This is a genomic window from Shewanella gelidii (assembly GCF_014647855.1).
GTDB lineage: Bacteria > Pseudomonadota > Gammaproteobacteria > Enterobacterales > Shewanellaceae > Shewanella > Shewanella gelidii.
The window spans coordinates 267,889-291,927 of the sequence record NZ_BMPZ01000002.1; the positions used below are offsets into that span (position 1 = coordinate 267,889).

Below are 24,039 nucleotides of genomic sequence, written 5' to 3' on the forward strand. Positions count from 1 at the left end.
CATTTCAATAATGAGTTGGGGAGTGATGAGACAGTGGAGAATAGCGGTCAATGAGAAACCCCAATTTTATTGGTCGCCTAATGAACATGATTCTCCTATGTTGGACGGTGCTGCTGTTAGGGTTTGTGGTAACTGTTTTTTGGCAAAGCAAGTCATCTGCAGAACGGCTCGCATATAATGATGCTAGGGCGAGTATTCGAAAAGATATTGCTTACCGGAAATGGGCGGCATCCCATGGTGGGGTTTACGTGCCAATTAGTGAGCATACGCCTGCAAACCCATATTTGTCACATCTCCCAAATCGTGATGTCATCACCAATGATGGTCAACATCTGACATTGATGAATCCAGCTTATATTCTGTCGCAAGTGACACAAGATTATGCGGAGTATTACGGCACCAAAGGGCACTTAACCAGCCTGCAACCTCTCAATCCCAAAAATGCTCCCGATCTATGGGAAATAAAAGCACTCAATGAAATGGCACGTACGTTCACTGAATATAGTGAACTGACGGATATTGACGGTGAGAAGTTTATTCGAGTGCTTGAGCCTATGGTTGTCATTGAAGGTTGTTTAAAATGTCATGCAAAACAAGGTTATCAGGTCGGCGATCTTCGTGGAGGGATTTCTGCGTCAATTCCAATTGCGTCATATTATGAGGACGCTTTTGACAAACTTGCGTATGTGGGTACATTTTTTGTGGTGTTATGGCTCATTGGGGTTGCAGCTATTTGCCACTACAAAACTCGTGCGAGAAAGTATTTGCAAGAGAAGCAAAATGACGTTGAGCAATATTTATTTTCGCTTGTTGATATGATTGAAGGGCGCGATAGCTATACAGCTGGACATACAAAACGTGTGGCGGATTATTGCGTTCGTATTGCAAAGGCGCTCGACATTTGCGAGGAGCAGATCGAACAATTACGTCGCGCAGCGATGTTGCACGACATTGGAAAAATTGCCACGCCAGATTCCATTCTTTTAAAACCTGCACGATTATCAAAAGCTGAATTTAGCATTATTCAGCAACATGCGACTTCTGGATTTCAGTTGCTGAATCGGATTGATACCTTTGCCGATATTGCCGGTATCGTGCAGGCGCACCATGAAAGATATGATGGTAAAGGTTACCCAAATGGCTTGAAAGGCGATGAAATTCCTCAGCTTGCGCAAATTATGGCGATTGCGGACGCGTTTGATGCGATGACGACAGATCGTATTTATAAAGGCCGTAAATCGGTGCAAGAAAGTTTGCTTGAAATCGAGCGCTTAGCAGGTGAGCAATTTAATCCGCTCTACGCTGAAGTTGCAGTAAAAGCGCTCAGCACTGTAGAGTTGAGTGAAACCAACCAAGCACCTAAAAATACCACAGAGCGACAGCGTTTAGCTTATTTTTATAATGACCAACTTACGGGACTTTATAATCGAGAGTATCTGCGCGTGCAATTGGCTGTCGAGCAGGGATCTAGCTTGCAATTGGGGCGTGAAAATATTCAATATGCCGCCGCCATCTATCTAAAAAACTTTTCTAACTACAACCGGGCGCAAGGGTGGGAGAGTGGAGATCAACTCTTGGTCGAGATCTCTACTCAGCTTTCAGATAGGTTAACCAGCGCTTTGCTGTTTCGGTTACATGGAGATGACTTTTTGGTGCTTTCTCCGCAAGCATTAGACTTTGATACGCTTAAAGAAATTTTAAACAGGCTGACCAACAACACCTGTGTGCGCTATGAATTTGAACAATTTGAGCTGAGTAACGAGCAATGTCACTCGGTAGAATCTCTTGAAGCGTATATGGATAGACAATCAGCCACTCTGTCGTAAAGAGAAAGGTTGATTGTTCAGAATAAGCATGAGGTGCCCATATGTATCTTGCGTATACAATGTTGAGTCTTGGCATCCGACGCTGTAAATAAATCAAGGACGTTATATCTGGCGAAACCCACGAAAATACTGTGGGTTTCGCTGCCTTTGGAATAGTGATTTATGTTGGTGTTCGGGGCTTAATCTGCTTCACATGCGAACCAATCGTATTGATGGCTTGTGTCCCAACAATAACTGAGTCCATTTCCCCCATAGCTGGAGCTATCAGGATCACACAGAGAACAACCCCAATCCCTTACACCAGCCCAGCCTGAACTTGACCCAGCCACACAGCTCGGAGAGTCGGGGTAAAATGGAAAACCATTCATGGTTGCAGGGTTTCCTGTTGTTGTGATGAGGCCGTACACTTGAACCCATGTGTGGTAGTTATCGATTGCACGTGCATTATCAAGAAGAAGCTGTGCGTCTACAGAAGACTTTGGCGACCACCAAGCTAAACCTCTGGACTCACAAAACTCAATATTATCGGCAAGTACTGCTGCGCGTTCGGTTTTAAAAATATGAACATCTCTACCTTCAGACTCATAAGATAACTCTACACCAGTTAAGTCGACGTCATGTGAATGGTTCTCTACAATGTCCTCTACAGTACTTATTCGAAGCATCAAAGCGACAATTTCAGCTTCATGGTTTGCAGCTCTTAGCTCAAGCGCCGCTAATTGCTGAACTGCACTGGTAAGCTCTAAACTTAAAAGGTTTAGTTGCGCATTTAGCAATGACAAGTCAGTGGTTAACCCATCCACTGCGAGTGCGTTATCGGCAATTGCCTGACTTAATTCTTGCGCTTTAGCGGCTAATTGAATACTTAATTCATTAATCGCAATAGAGTTTCCCGATACAGCATTGGATAATGAATCGATTTGATTTTGAATGTTTGCCATGTCAGAAGAGTGGCGATCAGCCAATTGCGAGATGTTCGCGTATAAATCAATAAGAGAGCCATCGATTGCATCTAACTCGCCGTTTACAGATGCTAATTCTGCTTCATTACCTGTTACGCGACTATCAAGGTTTGCCAGCTGGCTATCGACATCGTTCAATGAACTTAATAAAAATGTCGATATAGATTGTAAATTTGAAATGTCTCCTTGATTAGCTTGGATCAGTGCCAAGTTCGAGTCAATAAGGCTTTGCAATTCTTGGAAAGGTTTACCGTTATTTTGTCCCTGGGATTTGCTAGCGGCAAATGATGTTATAGAGCTACCAGCTAGAGCCAACATTAATACACCGTATTTGAACGATTTAAAATGTTTCATATTTCATCCTAGAAGTTTGGTTGTTTTGCACCCACAAAGGGTAGGTCTAAAGTATGACTTGCGCAAAAATATAGTAATCAAGAATAAGGATTTATAAATCATTTATGATGTAAGTTATTAGTAATGATAATCATTATTGGTATATATTTTTATGGTATAAAAAAACTTCTGTTTATTTAAAATTGATTCTCAAAAAGAAGGGACACTTAACTTATTGAACGTTAGGCGGTTAAATTTGACGCGATAAATTTTGGTCAATAGTCATCGTAAATATCTATAAATAATCGCTTACGAAGGCTAGGTGACGGATGTATTGAGCCTATGATGATTGAGGTGCGATTTTTATATGTTGTTTGTTGAAGAGCTTTCCATTAGAGAGACGATTTTAAAACTATTCATTCGAAATCTGTTCGTTGTTTAGCTGAGCTTAGCGTCATTCAAAACTTAGCGTGAGTTCAATTAATTGGGCCTCATCTTCATAGGAGTCAAAATCAATCGAAAGGGTGGTAAAGCCATCTGAAATCATAATGTTATCTAGGTTGTCTTCTGCTTGCGGGTAGCGAGCAAGCAAAGCCGATTTTGTTGATGGGATATTATATTTGGCAAGCACTTGATTAAACTCGAACATGGTTTGGGCTGATGACATGGATTCCGTTACTTTTATATAGTTCACTTTCTTTTGTTTGTCATAACCAAGTAAAAGGTTGTGATTAACAAGGATTTTAGGGCCTGATTCATCCAGTAAAATTTGATTTTGTAGTTGCTGTGGTTGCAATAAATAATCTTGCTCAAAATCTAGGGCTAGAATTTCGCCAATAAGCGTATTATCGAACTGAGCGAAATTGATTTTGTTAGCTAGTGTTTGCTGTGAAGAAGGCAAGATGGCAAAGCTGTTTAATCGAGATGCATTATTATCATCTAAGCTCTCTTTGTAGCTTTCAAACTTTAAGAGTAATTGGGTCTCTTTATTCATCACTCTATAACTATTTCCGACCTTTTTTATGGGTAAGTGCACCTTCACTTGCTCTAAATTGTCTCCGCGCTGAATTCTATCGGCAATAACCCAATGGGTATGGTCGTAATTGTCGCTTAGGGCTATTTGGTTTTGTCCATGACCGTTTAATAATCCAAGATCTTGTGAAATGGTGATGACTTTACCGTGCTTCACAATAAACCACAGGTGACGTCCATATCCATATACGATCGCACCATTTGTGAGTTGAAGCTGAATGCTATGCGGGCCTAGAGCCTGCTGTAGCTTAGCTATCGAATCGCCAATGTTGATACCATAAGCTCCTTTTGTGGAAATTTTTGGTTCAGGTGCCTGGTGTTGTCGAGCGAGTTTGAGGATGTTGCCATCTTCTGGCAGGTTTAAGCTAACGACGGTTTCAGTATATGAAACCGATTTTCCTTCACTATTGTACGGTGTTGGTTTTGAACTCAGCTGCTTGGTTGGGCAAAGCTTTAGTTGTTGCACTTTGGACAATACAAAGAGCTTTTGCGTTTTTGATTTTCGACTGCCGCTATTTGTACTAAAGCTGCGATCAACCGCTCCAACTCTTAGTTGTTCAATAATGACGGCATCTGCCCCAGCCTTTTTTGCTTTATTTTGTATTTCAATTAAGGCTTGTTGCACATATTCATCACGGTAGTCCAATATGTTGCCGCCTGATGATTTTAGCGGCTTGCGGTCAATATCGTAGGTGAGTCGGTCTTCTACGGTGGCTAGTATTTGAGGTGGACAATCTGGATAAAAATCGAGGATCTGAGGATATTCATCTGCGACTAGGACCGTGCTTGAAGTAGTGCAGATAATACTAAGAGGTAATAAAAAAAGTTTCATTTATCATCCTTGAATCATTAAAAAATAATCGCTGCTTGTGTCAAAGCGTCCAAGCGATGACGGTGTAACTTATTTATTAAGCTAAAGATAATTTACAGTCATGTAAACCCATTTGTGATTCCGATGCGCTGGCTTTAGCCCGATACCATTCAAATCGCATTTTGTGAAAATCGGTTAAGATTTGTTGGTTCCCGCAAGCTCTTAGTGCTGACGAACTGCGTAAAAAAGCCCGCTCAATAAGCGGGCTTTTGCCGTTTAATGATGACATGCAATCGATGTGACTTACGCCATGCGCTCGCTTGGTGTCCAACGTTGTACTTGAGTCGGCAATGCTGCGCCTTGACTCGTCAACATGTTGATGCGGTTTAAATAGGCGGCGCCATACATCAAATGCTTGGCCAAATCGACCGCGTTACGTTGGGTGTAGTCATCTAAGTAGCTTCCTTTCGCCCATTGGTTAAAGGCACCTAGTGCGGGACCTGCCCAGATTTGATAATCCATTTCTCGGCCAGCTTCACCTGAGTTAGACCAGCGGCTAGATAGCCCAAGATACCAGCGGAAAATCAGTGCCATTTTACGCTTTGGGTTGCCTTCTGCACGCTCAATTTGTTTTGGGTCGCGCTCATTAAAGTGAGCGACGGTGCCTGCCCAAATATCATCTAATGTTGAACGGAATACTTGCTTTTCAAGCTTTTCACGCTCGTCAGCTGGGATGGCTTCTATTGAGTCATATCGAGTGTAAATCTCATACAATTTGTTAGCTCGCATTGGGAACAACGTTCCGCGTTTTACAACTTGTAATTTGACCCCCATCTCGAACATATCTGCAGCTGGTGCCATGGTGACGTCTGCCATTTCAGTGGTGGCGAGTAGTTTGCGGGTATGCTCACTAGCCCCTGCTTCGACACAGGCCTGGTTGATAGAACCCGTGACAATAAACGCTGCGCCCATGTTAAATGCCGCCAACGCAGCGTCAGGGGTTCCTACACCGCCTCCAGCGCCAACACGCAATGGCGTTTCGTATTTATACTCGGCTTGGATCTCTTCTTTGAGTGCCAAAATAGTGGGGAGCAGAGTGACAAACGGACGGTTATCAGTATGACCACCGGAATCGGCTTCAGCAGTGATATCATCAGCCATTGGAATTTGTTGCGCCATTTCCATTTGGTCTGCGCTAATTAAGCCTTGGTCTACCAGCGGTTGGAGTAATTTTTCTGGTGCCGGCTTCATAAAGTGGGTCGCGACTTCGGTACGGCTTACTTTGGCAATCACCTTATTACCGACATTGATGCTGCCATTTGCATTGCGACTAAGGCCAGCGGCACGGTAATAGACAATTTGTGGCGTAAGGCCAAGAAACGCAGATGCTTCAACGGTTTTTACGCCATGCTTTAGGAATAGTTCTACGCTGCCACGCTCAAGCGCGGGCTCACTCGGGCTATGGATTAGGTTAAAGGCATAGGGGCCATTAGGCAGTGCTGCTTGAATTCGTTCAATTGCTGCTTTTACGCGAGAAGGAATGAGGCCAGCGGCACCAAATGAGCACAGAATACCGGCTTTACCCAGCGCAATGACGAGCTCTTCAGATGAAATGCCATTTGCCATGGCACCTGCGTAGTAAGCATATTTTACACCGTGTACACGGCGAAAATTGCTGTCACCAAGGCTTTCAGTACCAAGTGCGGGGGCAAAAGCACTGACCGGCAAAGCGGCTGGATTTGTCGCGCTATCAGAGGTGACTTCAGCATCTTGACTAATACCTAAACCTTTCTCTGGGTGATTGACAAGGTAACATCCTCGGTTTAAATCTTTGAGTTGACTCGCGAGGGCTGCAGGGTCAAAGCTCACTTGTTGATCCGTAACTTGCCAAGGCCATGGCGACAATTTTTCGTTATTGCTGGTGATAGAATTCATATTGTTTAATCAAACCTCTTATAAGGCGTGCTGTTATTTTTGTTTTGTGAGAGGCGCTCAATATTGAACGCCTCTTGGCTCTATTTGATGTTAGAGAAGCGGCTAAGCTTCTTCTAGGCAAATTGCGATATCGCTGACTTCATAAATACGTAGGCCGTCTTTGCTCAAGTTTGCATCGCCAACCACAACCACACGGCCGTTTTCTTTTCTCACGTCAGTGATATGTACATCGAGAGACATCTGTTTGTTGAGCGGATTAATTTGTCCACGATATTTCCATTTCACTTCAGATTCAATTTGACCAAACTTAGGATTGACCAAATCTTTACCCAAATCATGGGTCAGTGCATAGGTTTGCATCAGCTCGATAATCGCTTCAACACCGAGCGAACCTGGCATCACAGGATCTTGATGGAAGTGGAACTGGAAGAACCAGTCACTCGGGTCAATCGTGCGCTCTGCGTACAAATAGCCTTTCCCTGCTTTACCGCCATCATCCACAATTTCTACCGTGTCGATAAAGTTTAACTGGCCACCGGCAAGACTGTAATGCTCTTGGTTTGCCGGTGCATTGAAGTAGCGCGTGTTCTTATCAAGTAAGTCAATTTGATGATCTGGCTTACGGTTATTTTCCACATGCCAAGGCTGCGTCACTTTGCCATTATCGAGACCTAACTGATCTTTCAATGCGGCACCTTTAAAGTAACCAAATACAGCGTTACCTAGGTAGAACGGTTCACCATCAGTGCTGAGCTCAAAGCTAAAGCTTTGAATAATATTGGTACCAGCCATGACTGTCGACAATAGCTTAGAGTCGTTGACAATGGTTTTGCCGCGTAAATCAACCTTGCGCAGCATTTTGCCGTTACCGTCGAGGTTACGGAAGAATAGCTCTTCACCAGGGAATCCAAGCGTCGTCCCCATATAACCCGAGATAAAGCCGTTCGGTTGCAAGGAGATTTCCATTAAGACCGAGTAGGGCATTAATGTCGGATGGTTGTTCTTGTCAAAGTACCATGCATTTTCAGGCACTTCGTATTCGGCAATACAAGACGAAGGTGTTTTGAAGTCACCGCGTTTACCGTTGACTTCGACCACTCGGGTGGTGAGCTGTAGATCGCCACACGGTGTGCGGGGTGGGATCATACCCCGGTATATCGAGAAGTCTGGACCAAAGCAGTTTTCAATGTTGCCTGTGGCAAATTCAAACATATGATAGGGCGTAAATGGCACGGTATCAGGCACTCGGTTTGGATAATCCGGCGTTTCAGGTGCCTCGACATGTTGTAGTGGGATCACACCTTTGTTTGGCGCTGCCGCTAGATCCGGTACTTGCGCCATAAGTGGTGCATTGATTGATGCTTGCGTTGTGGCTGCTGGTGCGGCCACCGGCGTGCTTTCTGCGTCAAGTAGAGGATACAATACACACTCTTCTTCTTCGCGGATCATTACACCGAGGTTTTGGAAGTCGACAACGGCCTTACCATTGAGCAAGATATCAATATTTGCCTTGGCGTAAGGGCGAGGGCTAAAGCCGATTTCTGTGACTTCCATACGGTAGGTGAGGGTACCGTGTTGGGGTAGCACTTGGCCACGACAACGTACTTTTTGCGATGCATTTTCTAGAGGCTGGAAGCGGCCATTTTTCACTTGCGTGTGCATGCCCATGTGTAGCATGTAGAATTGTAGCAATTGACCACAGCCTTCAGCCATCAAAGAGCCAGCCATCACTTGGTCACCTTTAAAATGGCACGGGAAATACCAATGATCTGGAGCGAGTTGTTTATGGCCTTCAATCAGGCCGAGTCCCCAAGCGCCACCTTGACGGTCAAGCTTACTGACTTCTTCAATCATTAAGAATTTTTCTGAAGCAAAACATAATGAGTTTTGCTGACCTGTTGCCGCTTGGTGTGCCGCGTGCTCACCTCCAAAACAGCCACCAATATCTGCGGATAACAGCTTGTGGATTTGGGTATAATCAAACTGAGTTTGTGGGCAGTTTAATAGCGGGTTGAACGTTTGTTTGACCGCCATGTTGCGGGCCTTGATCTCGTCTTCAGTACGGATGACCCCTTTACCATCAGCAAGCTCTTGATCAGTAAAGAAGCCTGCGCAGCCACCGTCCATTTTCAAGATCATCTTATCGCCAACAAAGCACTCGTATGAGAAGAAGAACAACAGCGTATCGCCATTGCGGGCAAAATTATTGATAGAGATGTCGTATCTTAAGGTATCGCCACCCCGTGGCAAATCACCCAGGAAGGTTAGGGTGCAATCGAGTAAACGATAAACGCGATCTCCCTTGTTTTCAAAGTCGACACCTAGGTAGCTAATTAGCATCAAATCACATTGACCTGACTCAACAGCAACTGCCCAAGGGATCTGACCGTCTACCAAGTAAGGTGCGTCAACAGGAATGTCATATTCTGTTGTCATTGTGCACGGTTTAAACTCAAGCATTTTTGCATCAAGTTTTGTCACTCGTGAAACGAGTAAGTAGTCCGTGGTTGGAAGGCGTACGCGGCGAGAATAACTATCAATTACCGCATAGTCAGAGCCAAATACTTTTGCAATATCGCCTTCGGCATATTCAACTAAGTCGTGATAGTCCCAAATACAAGGTTTGTGCGCTGGTACTGGGGCAACGTAATTGCCAACTAAAGCGTGATTGGGTGCGAGCTTTGGTTCTAAATTTGGCTGGGCTTCTGCTGGTGTTGATGATGCAGTGGCCGACGCAGCTGTGACTTGGGCTGTTTGTGGCAAAATTTGTTGGCCTGACAACTGTGCCTGAATCACAGCATCAGCGAGCTTTAACCCGGCTTCTCGGCTGGCTAAAAAGGCTTTGTGGGCTTCTTGTGCCTTGATTTGATTTTGCTTGAGAGCCACGGCATCATCGCCAGAAAGCTTTACTGGTTCTTGGATCGGTTGAGTCATATGGTTCAGATTACCTATGGTATGAGTGACCGCGACACTAACTGGGGTTAGTGTCGGAGGTGTCTGTGCTGAAATCGGAGTCGACTGGGGGGCAGGCGTTGCCGGAACTTTATTGGCAACTTTTGCTTGAATGTCGCTTAAGTTTTGGATTTCTGATTCGACAATATGCTGGTAGATATCTCGGCCACCAAGGCTCACCTCTTTGATCAGCGACAATTTACCTTGATGTTGAATTTGTGTATCTAAACGTTGGCCAAGGGCAACTTTTTGGCCTGCACTTTGGCTGACGAGCAATTGTGAGCATTGATTTTCACTAATGTTTGTCACGATGGCTGCTGTGTCTTGATTGCTATTGAGCTGCGTATTGCACAATAAACCATGAAGCAAGCTAGCCATACCTGATGCCGCATAACAATGCCCCATACGTTGTTCTGCTTGGGTTTGCTGTGCATGTGACAAGGGCATTTGTGCAACGGCTAGCGGCGCAAGTCCTTCACTGCCGGGGGCAAGATTTAACTCTAAAAGGCTGATCTCTTGACTAGTTCGTGCCGTTTGGTTCAGCAGCTCTTGAGTAATGCCGGGGGCTTGGTTGCTTGAGCCGAATGCAAGCCCTTCAATTTTGCCATAAACTTTCTCAGCTCCGACTTGATGTGGACTTTGGAGAACAATAGCCCCCGCACCTTCGCCGACGCGCCAGTGTTGGTTATCTTCGCTGAGTACGCTGGGTGCTAATGCGACAGGGTCGATTTGGTTTTTGAGAATCACTTGCTCGGCACTGCCTGATAAATCGACAGCAGCAATGACCACAGCATCCAGATGTTCTTGGCTCATTAAATTTTCAGCAACATCAATACAGCGGCTCACAGATTGATCGCCTGCTGAAATGGTAAATGCTGGACCATTAAAGTCCCAAAGTGACGCGATGCGCGACGCCATAATATTGCCGATGAAACTGGTGTACTGATTTAGCTTGGCTGCGTCGAGAACACTATCCATTGCAATTGCTTCAAGGGATTGATATTCGGTGTCGCTAAGCGCAACACCCATATCCGCTAGACTGTCAGCGAGTTGCGTATGCAGGTTCACCCGACCACGGAACTGATGTAGCTCAAGCTCTGTTTCCATTGCGACGAGTACCGCAACTTTTTGGCCATTTTCAAGGCCTGCGTCAAGAATGGCTTCGTCAGCAACTTTCATTAACATCAATTGCTGTGGGATCAAACGATCATCTTCATTGGGTGGCAATTTAAAGCGTAAAAAGTCGAGTTCAAAACTATCGACATATGCACCTTGTGGAATGCCCTCTAATCCAAATTGACTTAAGACCTGCGGATGTTTTTCGAGGCCTTTCCAGCGCTGTGCTGGTAACTCTCTAAAGCCATCGCCATTGGTTGCGATGGCATGATTGATAGCATTAATACTGGCGAGCGTGCCAAAGTGTGCAGCGGCACCGGTAATGGCCAACGGTTGTGGTGTGTATTGCACGGGTTCTGCAGTTTGTTCGCTGGCGGCGCGAGAGTAAGACTCTAATAATAAGTGCGCATTACAACCACCAAACCCAAATACTGAAACACCTGCGTGACGCTCTGGGTTCCCCGGTTTGCTCGGCCAAGCCTGAACTTCCGTTGGTAAACTATGAGCGCCAAATAAGCCTTCTGGCGAGGCGATCGGAGCCGAGAGATTAATACTTGGAGGCAGTTGACCAGTTTGCATTGCGAAGATCATTTTCATAATCCCCGGCATGCCCGCAGCCGTGAGGAGGTGGCTAAGGTTTGATTTTGCTGAGCCAAGTAAGGGTGCTGGCGTATTGTCGAGCTTATCGCTAAAGAAGCGTTCCATCGAGGTGAGCTCGACTTTATCGCCCAGCGGTGTCCCTGTTGCATGGCACTCAATTACTTCAATGGTTTCTGGACGAATATCACTGGCTTCATAAGCACGTTCAAAGGCTTGTACTTGACCTTTGCTGTTTGGGCTCAGGACGAACTGGCCTTTGCCGTCATTTGATAAACCAATGCCATTCACGACCGCATAGATTTTGTCGCCATCGCGTTCTGCATCATCAAGGCGTTTGAGGACTAATACTCCGGCGCCTTCGCCAGCAAATAGGCCTTTACTGTTGCCATCGAACGGCGCAGAAATGCCGTGTTCAGGATAAGCATGGAAAATGGAGAAACCCATATTGATGAAGAATGGATCGGCACCAGAGACTGCGCCGGCCAACATCATGTCTGCTTTACCCGTTAGCAAATAGTCACAGGCGAGCTTGAGTGAATATACTGAGCTTGCACATGCGGCATCGAGGCTGAGTTGGGCTTGACCAAGACCTAATGCGTCAGCAACGACTTTCGATGCATTTTGGGCAATCGCACCGTTGTGTGGGTTCGCAGAATGAGGCTGTTGCGTTGCTTGGAAACCTTGGAGGCGAAAGTTTTCATTTCCAAGCTTTTGTTGTAGTGCTTGTTCAACCACGCCGTGGTAAAGGGGCAAAAACAGCTCATTGGATTTCGCGGTAGGGAACGATAAGGTGCCCATCACAATGCCGGTTTTGTCCAGCTTTGGAGAATTGAGATCGACCCCTGCGTCTGCAAGTGCCTTGCGGCTGGTATCAAGTGCCCACAAGAAGCTCTCATCCAGGCCATCAAATTGCTCTGGGTTTAAACGGTAACCATTGGCGTTGAACTGAAAGTCGCGAATATAACCGCCTTTATCGCAGTAAAAACGATCTGACTCGCCTTGTTCACCACGATAGCTAGCGACTTCTGCACCAAGCTTTTGTGGATCAATGGTGGTGCGTGAATCTTTCTTGTCCAGCAAGTTTTGCCAGAACTGCTGCGGCGTATCGGCATCTGGATACAAGTTGGCTAAGCCAACGATGGCAATTTTACAAGAGTTTGCCGCAGGTTTAGATTTGAATTGAGAACTCACTGAGGTTCTCCTTCTACTAGTTGTGTTTGGTTTGATTGATTGGATACCGTCCCTGCTGGGGATTGTGTTGCCAATTGATGTTGCAAACCGTTTAAAAGCGGACTGAGGGTCATATCGACACGATGGCTGATGAGCGGGGCGAGGGCTTTAAGTAAATTCATCGCATCATCGCCACCTTTAGCATTCATCGGTACCGTGCAACAGGCGTTGCTTTGACCATCGGCTTTGTTAATTTTGTCTATGAGGGTGCTGGTTTGTCGGTCAGCACCGACTTCCACAAATAGTTTGGCACCTTGTTCACGGCTGGCTTGAATTAGCTGGGTAAAATCTAGGCGGTTGCAAAACGTGTCTGCAATAGATTTCGCGATTACGTCGCTATCAATTTTGCCAGTATGCGGAAGTTGCACCATTTGGTTCTGCGCCGCACTAATGAAGCGTGTTGCAGACGCTGAGTGGTTCACGTCTGCTTTCGTCGGCTGGTGGTAAAACTCAAGTACTGCTTGATGCTGCCCCATTGCTGGTGGCGTGTGCATTGCCGTGACTCGGTTGGCAGCGATCCCGCGCTTTCCTAGTTTTGACAGCAAATCTCTACAGGTCTGTTCACATCCGGCGATGACACAGGTATCACCCTGGATAATTGGCAGATAAGCCCGGGGGAACTTTGGTAGTAGATCTAAAATGGGTTGCGCAGGGCTGCGAACCACAAAGCTATTCCATTGGATGGGCTCAGTCACTGAAACCTGCCAAGCTTCGCGAACTGCGGTTAAGTTTCCAGAAATTGCCGTGGTAAAAATGGGGCTGGTTTGAGTGGCTTCAATTAACTGGTGCGGCGCTTGCCAGACATCAAGGCTCGCCCACATTGCCGCTTCTCCCATGGAATAACCAAGGGCGTAGGCTGGACGAATTGCAAATTCTTGCGTGAGTATCTTGGTCAAGACATAACTTGCACCCACACCAGCTATCGCTAATTCACCCAAAGACATCTCGTCAGCAATGCCTGCTGAAGGGTAAATGCGTTTCGCTTGCAAGGTTTCCTCAAAATCTCCTTCGCGTTCTAAACGTGCATAGAGTGCTGGGAAATATTGATGCAAGCTGTTCAGCATATTGGGATAAACGGTGCCGACACCGGGATAGACAAAGCTTAACGCCTGTTGTCCAAGCGGGGTCGCACTGAAATAACTTCCTGCGGGGGTCTTATAGCTCGAATCTTCTTTGTCAAAAATTTCGACGAGCGCTTTTTGCATTCCACTAATTTCAGTTGCAAGACCACTTCTATGGGCGGCTTGGAGGACTAACGCATACCTTTTGGTGTCACCATTCGCTTGATAAGCGAGCAGCGATTCTAGCATCGTCGTCTGTATACATTGAGTGGTGATGCTTGATGCTGCGAGCTGCTCCAGTTGTTCACTGAATTCAATTTGTGTATCGGCAGCAATAATAAAAAATAGGCGCTTGTCATTTAAAATTGAAATGGCAGGTGCACTTGCCGTACCTTGGGTCAGTACCCAAGTTGATTGAGCCAGTTCCAGGCTAGCGACCCGAGCTTGATGTGGACGAGTAAACCAATAATGGCTTGCTTTGTCGGCATCCAAACTGAAATGGCGCGTGTGTAAACTGTCAATCAACTGCAATAACGCATCGAATTGCTCGGTTGCCGAGGATTCGCTGTGATTGATCTTGGCTGTTATATCCGTCGATTGGCGTCGAGCGTGTTCAACGGCTGACGCAAACGTCTCACCGCAGCCAACTAGGACTGCATGGGGGTGACACTTTTGTTTAGCTGCTGTTAACGCGGGTAGCATCCAGATATTCTGATCGTTGCAGCGCAAGGCAATACACTGACCTTGGCTGAGTTTTTCTTGCGCTTGATGTAAGGTGTGGTCGAGATTTGCAGCGTCTTTTGTCACCTCTAGGGTGACAAAAGAAAGCGCTGCAATTGTCGAAGGAGCCCGATTAACGGCCCCTTTAAGCAGCGCAACTCGCAGGGGCATCTTCGATGATGAATCCGCTACATTAGCCACGTGCTTGCTCCTCAATACCAATCGCTTTGGCTTGGTTTTGTAAAAAGGCATCGTTGATGCTTTTACTGACCGTGACCTTGGCGCCGAGCATTTGTGCGCTGATACGACCATCTGCATGGTATAAGCGAACATTGGCTTGAAGTTGACGACTACTCGTTTTCACGACATCTAATTCTAGCCAAGCTTCCTCTCCCCACGCCAGTGGAGAAAATGAATCAAACCGCTCTATAGCCGATGGCAAGCTTGCTGCATCATGGGTCATACGCGCCCACACCAGCATAGCTTGTAGCAGATAATCTTCCGCAAAAGGTTGATATCCACCAAACGCTTGTGTGGGCACAAAAGCGCCACAATCTTGCGATTTCACCTGCGGCATTTGGCAGACTGCAATTAAAGACTGTGCATCAAACTGTACAATGCGTTGCAGCCCTTGTAAGCGTGGGCCATGAAACAAAGTGCCATCACGATAAAGAGCCGATTTGTCAGCTAAGCTTGCCTTACTTTGCAAGGCGTTATAATCCTGCGTAGATTTTAACGCGATTGCTGTTTGCTCAAGCGTATCAGTCGCAACCAAGGTCGCTTTATACTGTGGACGCCCTTCGGCGCTAATCAACGCTTGAATACAGGCTTGCCCTAAGAGGGTCGTAGGCTCCAAGGCTAATGTAAGCTCGATAGCATCTTGGCTTTCAAAAACCACGCCTTTCAGCAACTTATAATCTTGAACCGTAAATATTTGTCCGGTCACTTCAGCTGCGGCTTGACGCATCCACTGCAACGCACACACTGTAGGTAACACGCGATTGCCACCAATCACGTGATCCTCAAGAAAGCGCATCTGCTGCGGCTCTAGCACTAACGTACGTTGAACCGCTTTTACGAATGGTTTGACGACAGCTTTGATATCTTGCGCAAGCGAACCCTCAGCAGATGCCGGGGCCGCTTTAAGCTTTTTTACAGCAGCTGCCTCACTATCATCTTGTGAAGAGTCATTGCCTTGCATATCGGTTCCTACGAGTAACTGAATCCCCGTTTCTCCCAATAATTGTGTAGCAAACAACTCTGCACCAGCTTGTAGTGGAATGACATAAACGCCACGCTCAGTAAACATTTTCTTCAATGCTGGGTTGACCATACCGCCGTCCCAAGGTCCCCAGTTAAAGCTCATGACTTTCGCTTGTGGGTGGTTTGCTTGGAACTGAAGGGCTGCTTTGTTCAATATCTCATTTGACATTGAATAGTCACTTTGGCCTGTATTGCCATAAAAGCCTGCAGCTGATGAGAACATTGCAACGAGTTTAAGCTTGTTGCAGTCCAAAGCGCCGAGCAGTGCTTTGAGGCCGTTTACTTTGGTGCCATAGACACGGCCTAATTCTTCAAGGGTTTTATCTTGAATGTTTTTGTCGGCGAGAACTCCCGCGCCATGAATTAGACCCGTCACTTGGTTATTACGAAGTGATGCTTTAATCGCCTCTTCATTGGTAACATCCATACTGATGTATTCAGCACTTGCACCAACTGCTGTAAATGCCGCTAATGACTGACTGATCTCAAGGCTACTTTGTACTGGCCATACCAAAGCATCTACTTGTTTCGGCGTTGGTTTGTTGCCACTTGCTAACAGGTGCGCGATAGCTGCTGGTTTGAGTTCGCTCGCTTGTTTACCTTCGGCCCACTGAGGCAATGTCGTGAGGTGCTCACTTCGTCCTGCAAGGATGAAGTGCGACTGACAACGTTTGGCTAAAGAAAGTGCACATTCAAACGTGACGCCTTTAGCACCCCCGGTCACCAGAATTTTATCTGAACGATTTAATTCTGCAGCAGGTGTTTTTAGTTCACTCTCTGTACCGACGAGTTGTACGCGCCCCGTTTGGCTGATCCCCACTTCGTTGGGCTGAGTTTGGCTATCGCCAATTTCAGCGACGATGGCATCTGCAACTTGGCTTGCATCAAACTCAGGCGAGATATCTAGTGCACGACAAAATACTGTTGGCCATTCGTGGCTGAGTGTTTTAGTGAGGCCTGCAAGTGCTGCTTGGTTTAATTCAGCGCCCTGTAGTTTGTTGGTATCTAAATAACCAAACCCACCATCAATACGGCTAACTGTCATAAAGCTGCGGCGGCTTTTGGCATCTGCTGTGAGCACAGGTTGCAAGTGCTTTGCCCAAAGGAATGCCTGTTCAAGCGCTTGCTTTCCGTCATCGCTCAGAATGATCCCTGTGTTATTGCTGTCGGCAATGATGGCCTGCAAGTGGATAAATCCGGCGATTTGGCCAAGCTTTTCGATGTCAGCAATTAACTGTGTGATTGCAGTTTCGCTGTAATCTGCTGCTTGAAGGCTAGCTATCTCACTACTTAATGGCGATTGCGGTGCCTTGCCCGGTAAACGTACCACCGCGACTTTGGTGCCGAGCTTTTGTAATTTTTCTGCTAATACGCCTGCATTATGACCGTCGTCTGCGATTACAATAACATCGCCTTGAGCGAAGAGATCAAGGTTTGCATCGACGAATGAGCTTGCTAACTTATCCGCCGATTTAAGCTTTTTTAGCGCCACCTCGCTGTGTGGAGGAAGTTCAACACTTGGCTCATTACTAGCAGGCGCAACGGTCACTGCAGGTTTATCTGCTACTGGTGCTGCCTGACCGATTTGCTTTGAAAATAACGCAACAATTTCACCTAAAGTACGGCACTCGCTCATATCTTCAGGATTGAGTTCTGGTAGTTCTGGCAGCTGATCTTGCACAGTGCCTAGGATCTCGACACGCTTAATCGAATCGATCCCTAAGTCAGCTTCCATGTCCATCTCAAGGGCGAGCATTTCTGCTGGGTAACCTGTCTTTTCTGCAACTACATCCATCATGACCGTTTGCACTGCGTCAGTGCTTGCTCCCTGTGCTGGGGTGGCAGGCGCTTGTGTGCTTGGTGCTTGTGTTGTTGTCTCGGTCTCGCCAAGCTTGCTGTTCATGTAAGCAACAATTTCACCCAGTGTGCGACACTCGGCTAGATCTTCTGGGTTGAGTTCAGGTAAACCCGGGAGTTCATCTTGAACCGTACCTAGGATTTCTACTCGCTTGATTGAATCAATGCCTAAATCGGCTTCCATATCCATTTCAAGGGCAAGCATCTCGGTTGGGTAACCGGTTTTTTCTGCAACGACTGACATCATTGTCTTTTCTACTTGTGCGGCATTTAAGCCTGATGTTGCTGGCGTTGGCGCTGAAACAGGTGCTGCATCAAGTGCAGGAAGTTTGCTATTCATATAAGCAACAATTTCACCTAGCGTGCGACACTCCGCTAAATCCTCTGGGTTGAGCTCAGGCAAATCGGGGAGTTCATCTTGCACGGTACCTAAGATTTCGACGCGCTTAATTGAGTCGATGCCTAAATCGGCTTCCATATCCATTTCAAGGGCCAGCATTTCGGTTGGGTAACCGGTTTTTTCTGCAACAACGGCCATCATGGTGCTTTGTACCGTATCAGCACTGAGTCCTGATGCTGCTTGAGCAGGGACTGCAACTGATACGGCTGCTGGTGCGACTGCGCCTGGAGCGGGTAGCTTGCTGTTCATGTAGTCGACGATTTCGCCGAGCGTACGGCATTCAGCTAAGTCTTCAGGGCTAAGCTCAGGTAAACCTGGGAGCTCATCTTGCACGGTACCTAAGATTTCAACGCGTTTGATTGAATCGATGCCTAAATCGGCTTCCATATCCATTTCAAGGGCAAGCATTTCGGTTGGGTAACCGGTTTTCTCTGCCACCACATTCATCATGGTTGTTTGCACTTGTTCGGCCGATAAGCCCGCGGCATTTACACTCGCATTTGCTGCCGGCGCTTGCGCGGCTGGTGCGACATTCGCTGCAGGGAGTTTGCTGTTCATATAATCAACAATTTCACCCAGTGTGCGGCATTCTGCTAAATCTTCAGGGCTAAGCTCTGGCAAGCTAGGCAGCTCATCTTGAACAGTACCTAAGATTTCAACACGTTTGATAGAATCAATACCTAAGTCAGCTTCCATATCCATGCCTAAATCAAGCATTTCAGTTGGGTAGCCTGTTTTTTCTGCAACGACATTCATCATGGTCGTTTGTACCGCATCAGCGGTTAAACCTGCTGACGTGACTTGAGTGCTGGCTGATGCTGATGTTGTAGGCATTTTGCTATTCATATAGGTGACGATTTCACCTAAGGTACGGCATTCTGCTAGGTCTTCAGGACTGAGTTCTGGTAGGTTTGGTAACTCATCCTGAACGGTGCCTAAGATCTCTACACGTTTGATGGAATCAATGCCCAAGTCGGCTTCCATATCCATTTCAAGATCAAGCATCTCTGTTGGGTAGCCAGTTTTCTCAGCAACGACAGCAAGCATTACTTTTTCTGCATTTGCGGCTACGGGCGCCGCAACGGGGGTTACGGTAGGCTCTGGCGTGGCTGCTTGAGCGACGACAGCAGGTGCTTTCGTGACAACCGGTGTCGCTGGAGCTGGAGTAGCAGGCTGGACAGCTGGTGTTGGTGCAACGGGAGTGACAGGAGCAGGAGCCTGAACAACTGGGGCGGCTATAACAGGGGCTTGCACTTGTGGCTGCGCCATCGGTGCTTGTGCTGCGACAGGCTGAATCGCCGCTTGTGCTGCAGGTGCGACAGGTGAGGCTGGGCTTGCGCCAATCGCTTGCAGTGCACTTTGACTACTTTGAGCCTGAAGGTTTAAGAACTGTGCATGGCTTTCTAATGTTTGCGCTTGATGCTGGTGTAGCATTGCCATTGTTACTTGCAAACCTTGTGGGAGTTGCACACCTTGCGCCGCAAGCTTTGCTTGCTCTGTCATCATGGTGGTTACGGTTTGCTGATATTGCTGCGGAATCGCGAGGAACTGCTGATGTAATTCAGCAGCTTGTTGTTGCGCTGCGAAGAATTGTGCAAGCGGACTTGTGTCTGCGACAATTTGGGTTGCAACAGCATTGATAGGTGTATTATTCACGGAAATTTCTCTTGCTTGAGATGCTACTGGTGCTTGTGGGTTATGCACAAGCTTCTCGACTTCGACAACTTTTTCGACTTCGACGATTTTCTCAACAATCTTTTCAACTTCAATAATCTTTTCAACCGGTTTCTCGACGATTTGGCTGCTGATTTTTCCGGTTTCTAAAGACTTCGCCATTTTGCTACGTGTTGCGGGGCTGACATAGTTCGCTGCCACGAGTTTAATATTCATGGGAGAAGATTTAGGTGCAACTGGATTCGCTGCTTGGTAAGGGTCAATGGTGTTTAATTCAACACCAGCGACAGCGAGTTGCACTGCGGCGAGTCTAAACTGAACATCACTGTCTGCTTTTGGATTCGCATTTAAGCTTACGGCTACAAACTCTTCATTTTGGTTGGCTAGCGTATTTTCAACCAGCTTTTGCAAAATATTTTTCGGTCCGAACTCAACAAAGACGCGGGCACCATCGTTGTACATGGTTTCTAGCTGCTTACTGAAATGGACAGACTGCAACATATGCTGTTTGAAAGCAGACTTTATGCCACGGGCATCCTTTTTATGAAGTGCGCCAGTCGCATTGGAATATAGAGGCTGCTTTGGTTTGGTAAAGCTCACTTCATCAATCGCTGCTGCAAATGGTGCTTGTGCATGGCCGACTAGTGGCGTGTGGAATGCACCTGAAACCGGAAGTGAGATTGCTTTAAAGCCTAGTTCTGTCAATGCCTTGGCTGCATCGGCAACGGATTCAGTTGGACCTGCAATTACCAGTTGTGTTGGTGCGTTATAGTTTGCAACTTTGACCCCGTCGAATTTCGCAATACAGGCTTCTACGGCTTCAACATCTTCAGCTTTTTTGGTGATGACAGCGGCCATTGAGCCGGTATCTGCCCCTTCAGCAGGTTTAGCTGCCATTGCGGCACCACGGGCGTAAGCAAGTTGGTAGTATCCCTCTTGAGAAATAACGCCCGCAGCACAAAGTGCACTGAGCTCACCAAAGCTATGGCCGGCAAACATATCTGCGTTAAAACCAGCATTGCTCATTAATTGGTACAGACCCATGGATATTGCACCGATTGCTGTTTGAGCATTTGCAGTATTCGTGAGTTGTGCCTCTTGAGCTTTTACATCTTGCTTAGAAAACACAGGGCGTGGGTACAGTAGGCTTGAAAGCGGCGCTTTATCATTTGCGGCAAACGTTTTGTCTGCGATGACTAGTTGCTGGCGCATTTCAGGGAATTGACAAGCAAGGTCTCGGCCCATGTTCAAATACTGAGAACCTTGCCCTGCAAATAGTGCCGCGACTTTAGCTGGCTTTTTGCTTGCTGTGTCGACCAGTGCACTTTGGCGGTAGTATACGCCACCCGGAATTTGCCAAGAAGCATCGTCAGTTGCTTGAAGCTTATCAATGGCTTGATTGAGACGAGTTTGCAACTCGTCATTGGTTGCCGCTACAAAGCCAACCCGTGGAGCGTTCGCCGCTAAACTGCGCAAGCCATGCTGTTGAGCTAATTGCTGTAAATCGGCATCAGTCGCCTTGGTTTGAACATCTTTTAATACGCTCAGCAGCGCCGACTTATTTGCAGCACTAAAGACGATAGTTTGTGCCACTTGGCGTTGGCGGTAAGCAACATCTCGTGAGTGCTCAGTGGTGTGTTCTTCTAATACGATATGGAAGTTGGTGCCACCAAAACCAAATGAACTAATTCCCGCACGACGAGGCGTACCATCTGGACGCGGTAACCAAGGTCGGGTTTCAGTGTTCAGATAAAATGGTGAATCTTCAATACCAAGTTTAGGACTTGGTTGACTCACGTTAATGGTCGCAGGAAGGACTTTGTGATGTAGGGCTAGGGCTGCTTTGATTAATCCAGCAGTACCAGCAGTTGATTTGGTGTGACCAATCTGTGATTTCACTGAGCCAAGGGCAATATGCTGTTTGGTGTCATTTTCTTCGCCAAATACAGATTTCAAGCCATTGAATTCAGCCACATCACCCGCAGCAGTACCGGTACCGTGAGCTTCAATGAGCCCGACAGTATGAGGCTCAAAACCCGCATCGTCATAAGCGCGTTTTAGTGCTTTGGCTTGGCCTTCAGGGCGTGGCGCGTAAATACTCTTGAACTTGCCATCTGAAGATGCACCAATGCCTTTGATTACAGAGTAAATTTTATCGCCATCACGTTCAGCATCCTCTAAACGCTTAAGCATCACCATACCGATGCCTTCACCAATCATCATGCCCTTAGAATCAATATCGAAAGGCTGAATAGTTTCGTTGGTTGTAAATGCAGGCGTTTTGGAGAAGCTCATGTACATGGATGGTGAATTATCGGTACAGGTGCCGCCGGTAATCATCATTTCACTTCGGCCTTCAACTAACTCAGTTAAAGCCATGCGCATTGCTGCAAGAGAGCCTGCGCAAGCTGCATCGACAACACAGTTCATGCCACCGAGATCGAGACGATTGGCAATACGGCCGGCAATCACGTTCCCTAATGAACCTGGGAACGAGTTTTCTTCCCAATGAATATATTGATCTTGGAACTTCTTAATCAACATTTCGCTGTCAGAGTCACTAATGCCACTGTTCTTGAAAACCTTCTTTAGAACTGGGTATTGCAAGCGTGAATTGAGGCTTTGGCTGATCTTTTGACCGCCACCTACACCGAGGGTAATGCCGATTTTGTCGCGGTCATAATCGGCTGGTAATTGTGTGTCTTCTAACAGTTCTTTTGCGACAATGAGTGACAATAGTTGCGAAGTATCAGTGAGCTCTAGGATATTTGGCGGCAAGCCGAATTCCATAGGGTTAAAGTCAACCTCTGGCATAAAGCCACCACGCTTACAGTAGCTTTTGTCTGGTGAGCTTTTATCTGCATCATAATAGTCTTCGGGTTGCCAGTGAGTTTCAGGAACTTCGGTAATGGCATCAATTTTTTCACTAATGAGATCCCAAAACTTATTGAGATAGCGCGAGTTGGCGAAAATACTAGCCATGCCAACGATAGCAACAGGCATATCTTTAAGGCGTTTATTCAGGCGCTTATCAATTTGCGCCTCTTGTGTTTTGGGTTTAGAGGTTTGGCTCATTATGAGTCTCCGCTGGTTGCCAGACGGACTGGCATTTCATTGTTGGTTCCAGGCTTCGAATGTTGGAGATCATGCTTAGGCACGGCTCCAGGAAAGCGCTGTAAAAAGGTGTGGTAGTTGCGTACGAGCAACTTCCTTAGATGAAACGGCCCATGTTTGAGTACATAGGCAATATATCGATTTGTCGCTTGTGTATTACTGTCTTGGTATATGTCTAAATAAATCCAGTCGCTTTGGGTATCGATACCAAGCAAAACGGAGCTTGGTTTTTCATCGGTCAGCTTGGGTGGAATCGTTACCGAGACCACTTGAACGACACTGTCGCCACTCTGATTGGGCAGTGAAAGCGTTTTAGCGAGTTGCGCTGGAGATACGGTATAGGTTTGCACTTGGTTGCCGTGAGATATGGGCAATTGATTAAAATACTTTTCAGGGAAATAAGGGCTTTCAATTTCATCAACACGGGACACACCATATCGCTTTAAGCAGCGCGCAAGTCCCGAGCGAGAAACGTTTGGATTAATAAATTTTTGGGTTGCCTGCAGTAATTTGTCCAATGGCATTTTTAATTGGTAGCGCAGGCCAACCACAACATACTCTTCCATCGGCGTGAGTGTTGTGTTGAGTTTGTGTGGTTTGTTGGAACTATCATGGGTTGAATTTCGCTTACGCCATTTACGTACCGTGGCTTCGCTGATGTTTAGAATCTTGGCCAATTTGGCAACTGGAAGCTCGGAAGTTTGAATAAACTCACGCATTTCGGGTGTTGTGGTGGCATTTCTGTGATTAGCTGCCGATTTATTCTGCGAACGTGTATTACCTTTTTGTGAAGGTTTGTTGACAGTTTTCAGCGATTCTTCAGTCATGTCTCTTCGTATGCACCCGAAAATAATCTATTGGGACTCAATAAGGCTCACAAATCTCATTTAGAGTAAAAAGCCTAATATTGCTAGGCTTGCGGCCTTATTTAACCGTAGTTTTGCACAATGGGTGAGCAGATTACCTGACGTGGTTTAGCAATACAATCACCTGGGACTTAAAAAGACTGTTTTTAGCTAAAAGTAGGGTACACGTGTATGCTGAAATTTTATATTTGCAGAAGGGGTAACACTGAAGAGTAAAGTGCGACGGAGGTCAAATTTTGTGCTAGTTTAGAGGTCTATACTGGCTGCGTACTCAATGTTTTCTACCA

The 24,039-nt window shown here is 46.5% G+C and carries 8 protein-coding genes; 1 reads left to right on the top strand and 7 read right to left on the bottom strand.

Features of this window, described 5'->3' with window-relative positions; genetic code table 11:
* Positions 1-50 precede the first annotated feature (50 nt).
* On the top strand, positions 51-1,826 hold the full coding sequence (locus tag IEY18_RS04760; protein ID WP_188918357.1) for an HD domain-containing phosphohydrolase: 1,776 nt from the start codon (positions 51-53) through the stop codon (positions 1,824-1,826).
* Positions 1,827-2,005: 179 nt separating this feature from the next.
* Here the strand turns inward: IEY18_RS04760 and IEY18_RS04765 are convergent, their stop codons facing one another.
* From IEY18_RS04765 to IEY18_RS04795, 7 genes are all read right to left on the bottom strand, one after another.
* Positions 2,006-3,142 carry a coiled-coil domain-containing protein gene (locus IEY18_RS04765; RefSeq protein WP_188918359.1) on the bottom strand — a complete coding sequence of 379 codons (1,137 nt, stop codon included), beginning with the start codon at positions 3,140-3,142 and terminating at the stop codon, positions 2,006-2,008.
* 433 nt (positions 3,143-3,575) lie between these two features.
* Positions 3,576-4,985 (bottom strand): hypothetical protein, encoded by a 1,410-nt coding sequence (locus tag IEY18_RS04770; RefSeq protein ID WP_188918361.1) that lies wholly within the window; start codon positions 4,983-4,985, stop codon positions 3,576-3,578.
* Positions 4,986-5,267: 282 nt separating this feature from the next.
* On the bottom strand, positions 5,268-6,899 hold the full coding sequence (pfaD, locus tag IEY18_RS04775) for an eicosapentaenoate synthase subunit PfaD (RefSeq protein ID WP_188918363.1): 1,632 nt from the start codon (positions 6,897-6,899) through the stop codon (positions 5,268-5,270).
* A 102-nt stretch (positions 6,900-7,001) separates the two neighbouring features.
* Complete coding sequence (locus IEY18_RS04780; protein WP_373290719.1) at positions 7,002-12,803, bottom strand: hotdog fold thioesterase; 5,802 nt, start codon at positions 12,801-12,803, stop codon at positions 7,002-7,004.
* On the bottom strand, positions 12,755-14,779 hold the full coding sequence (locus tag IEY18_RS04785; protein ID WP_188918367.1) for a PfaB family protein: 2,025 nt from the start codon (positions 14,777-14,779) through the stop codon (positions 12,755-12,757). Before IEY18_RS04785 ends, IEY18_RS04780 begins: the two co-directional genes overlap by 49 nt.
* The gene (locus tag IEY18_RS04790; RefSeq protein ID WP_188918369.1) at positions 14,772-22,847 is read right to left on the bottom strand and encodes a type I polyketide synthase; all 8,076 of its coding nucleotides are present in this window, start codon (positions 22,845-22,847) and stop codon (positions 14,772-14,774) included. The genes IEY18_RS04785 and IEY18_RS04790 overlap by 8 nt, the downstream gene beginning before the upstream one ends.
* Positions 22,847-23,713 carry a transcriptional regulator gene (locus IEY18_RS04795; RefSeq protein WP_188918371.1) on the bottom strand — a complete coding sequence of 289 codons (867 nt, stop codon included), beginning with the start codon at positions 23,711-23,713 and terminating at the stop codon, positions 22,847-22,849. Before IEY18_RS04795 ends, IEY18_RS04790 begins: the two co-directional genes overlap by 1 nt.
* Between the last annotated feature and the right edge of the window lie 326 nt (positions 23,714-24,039).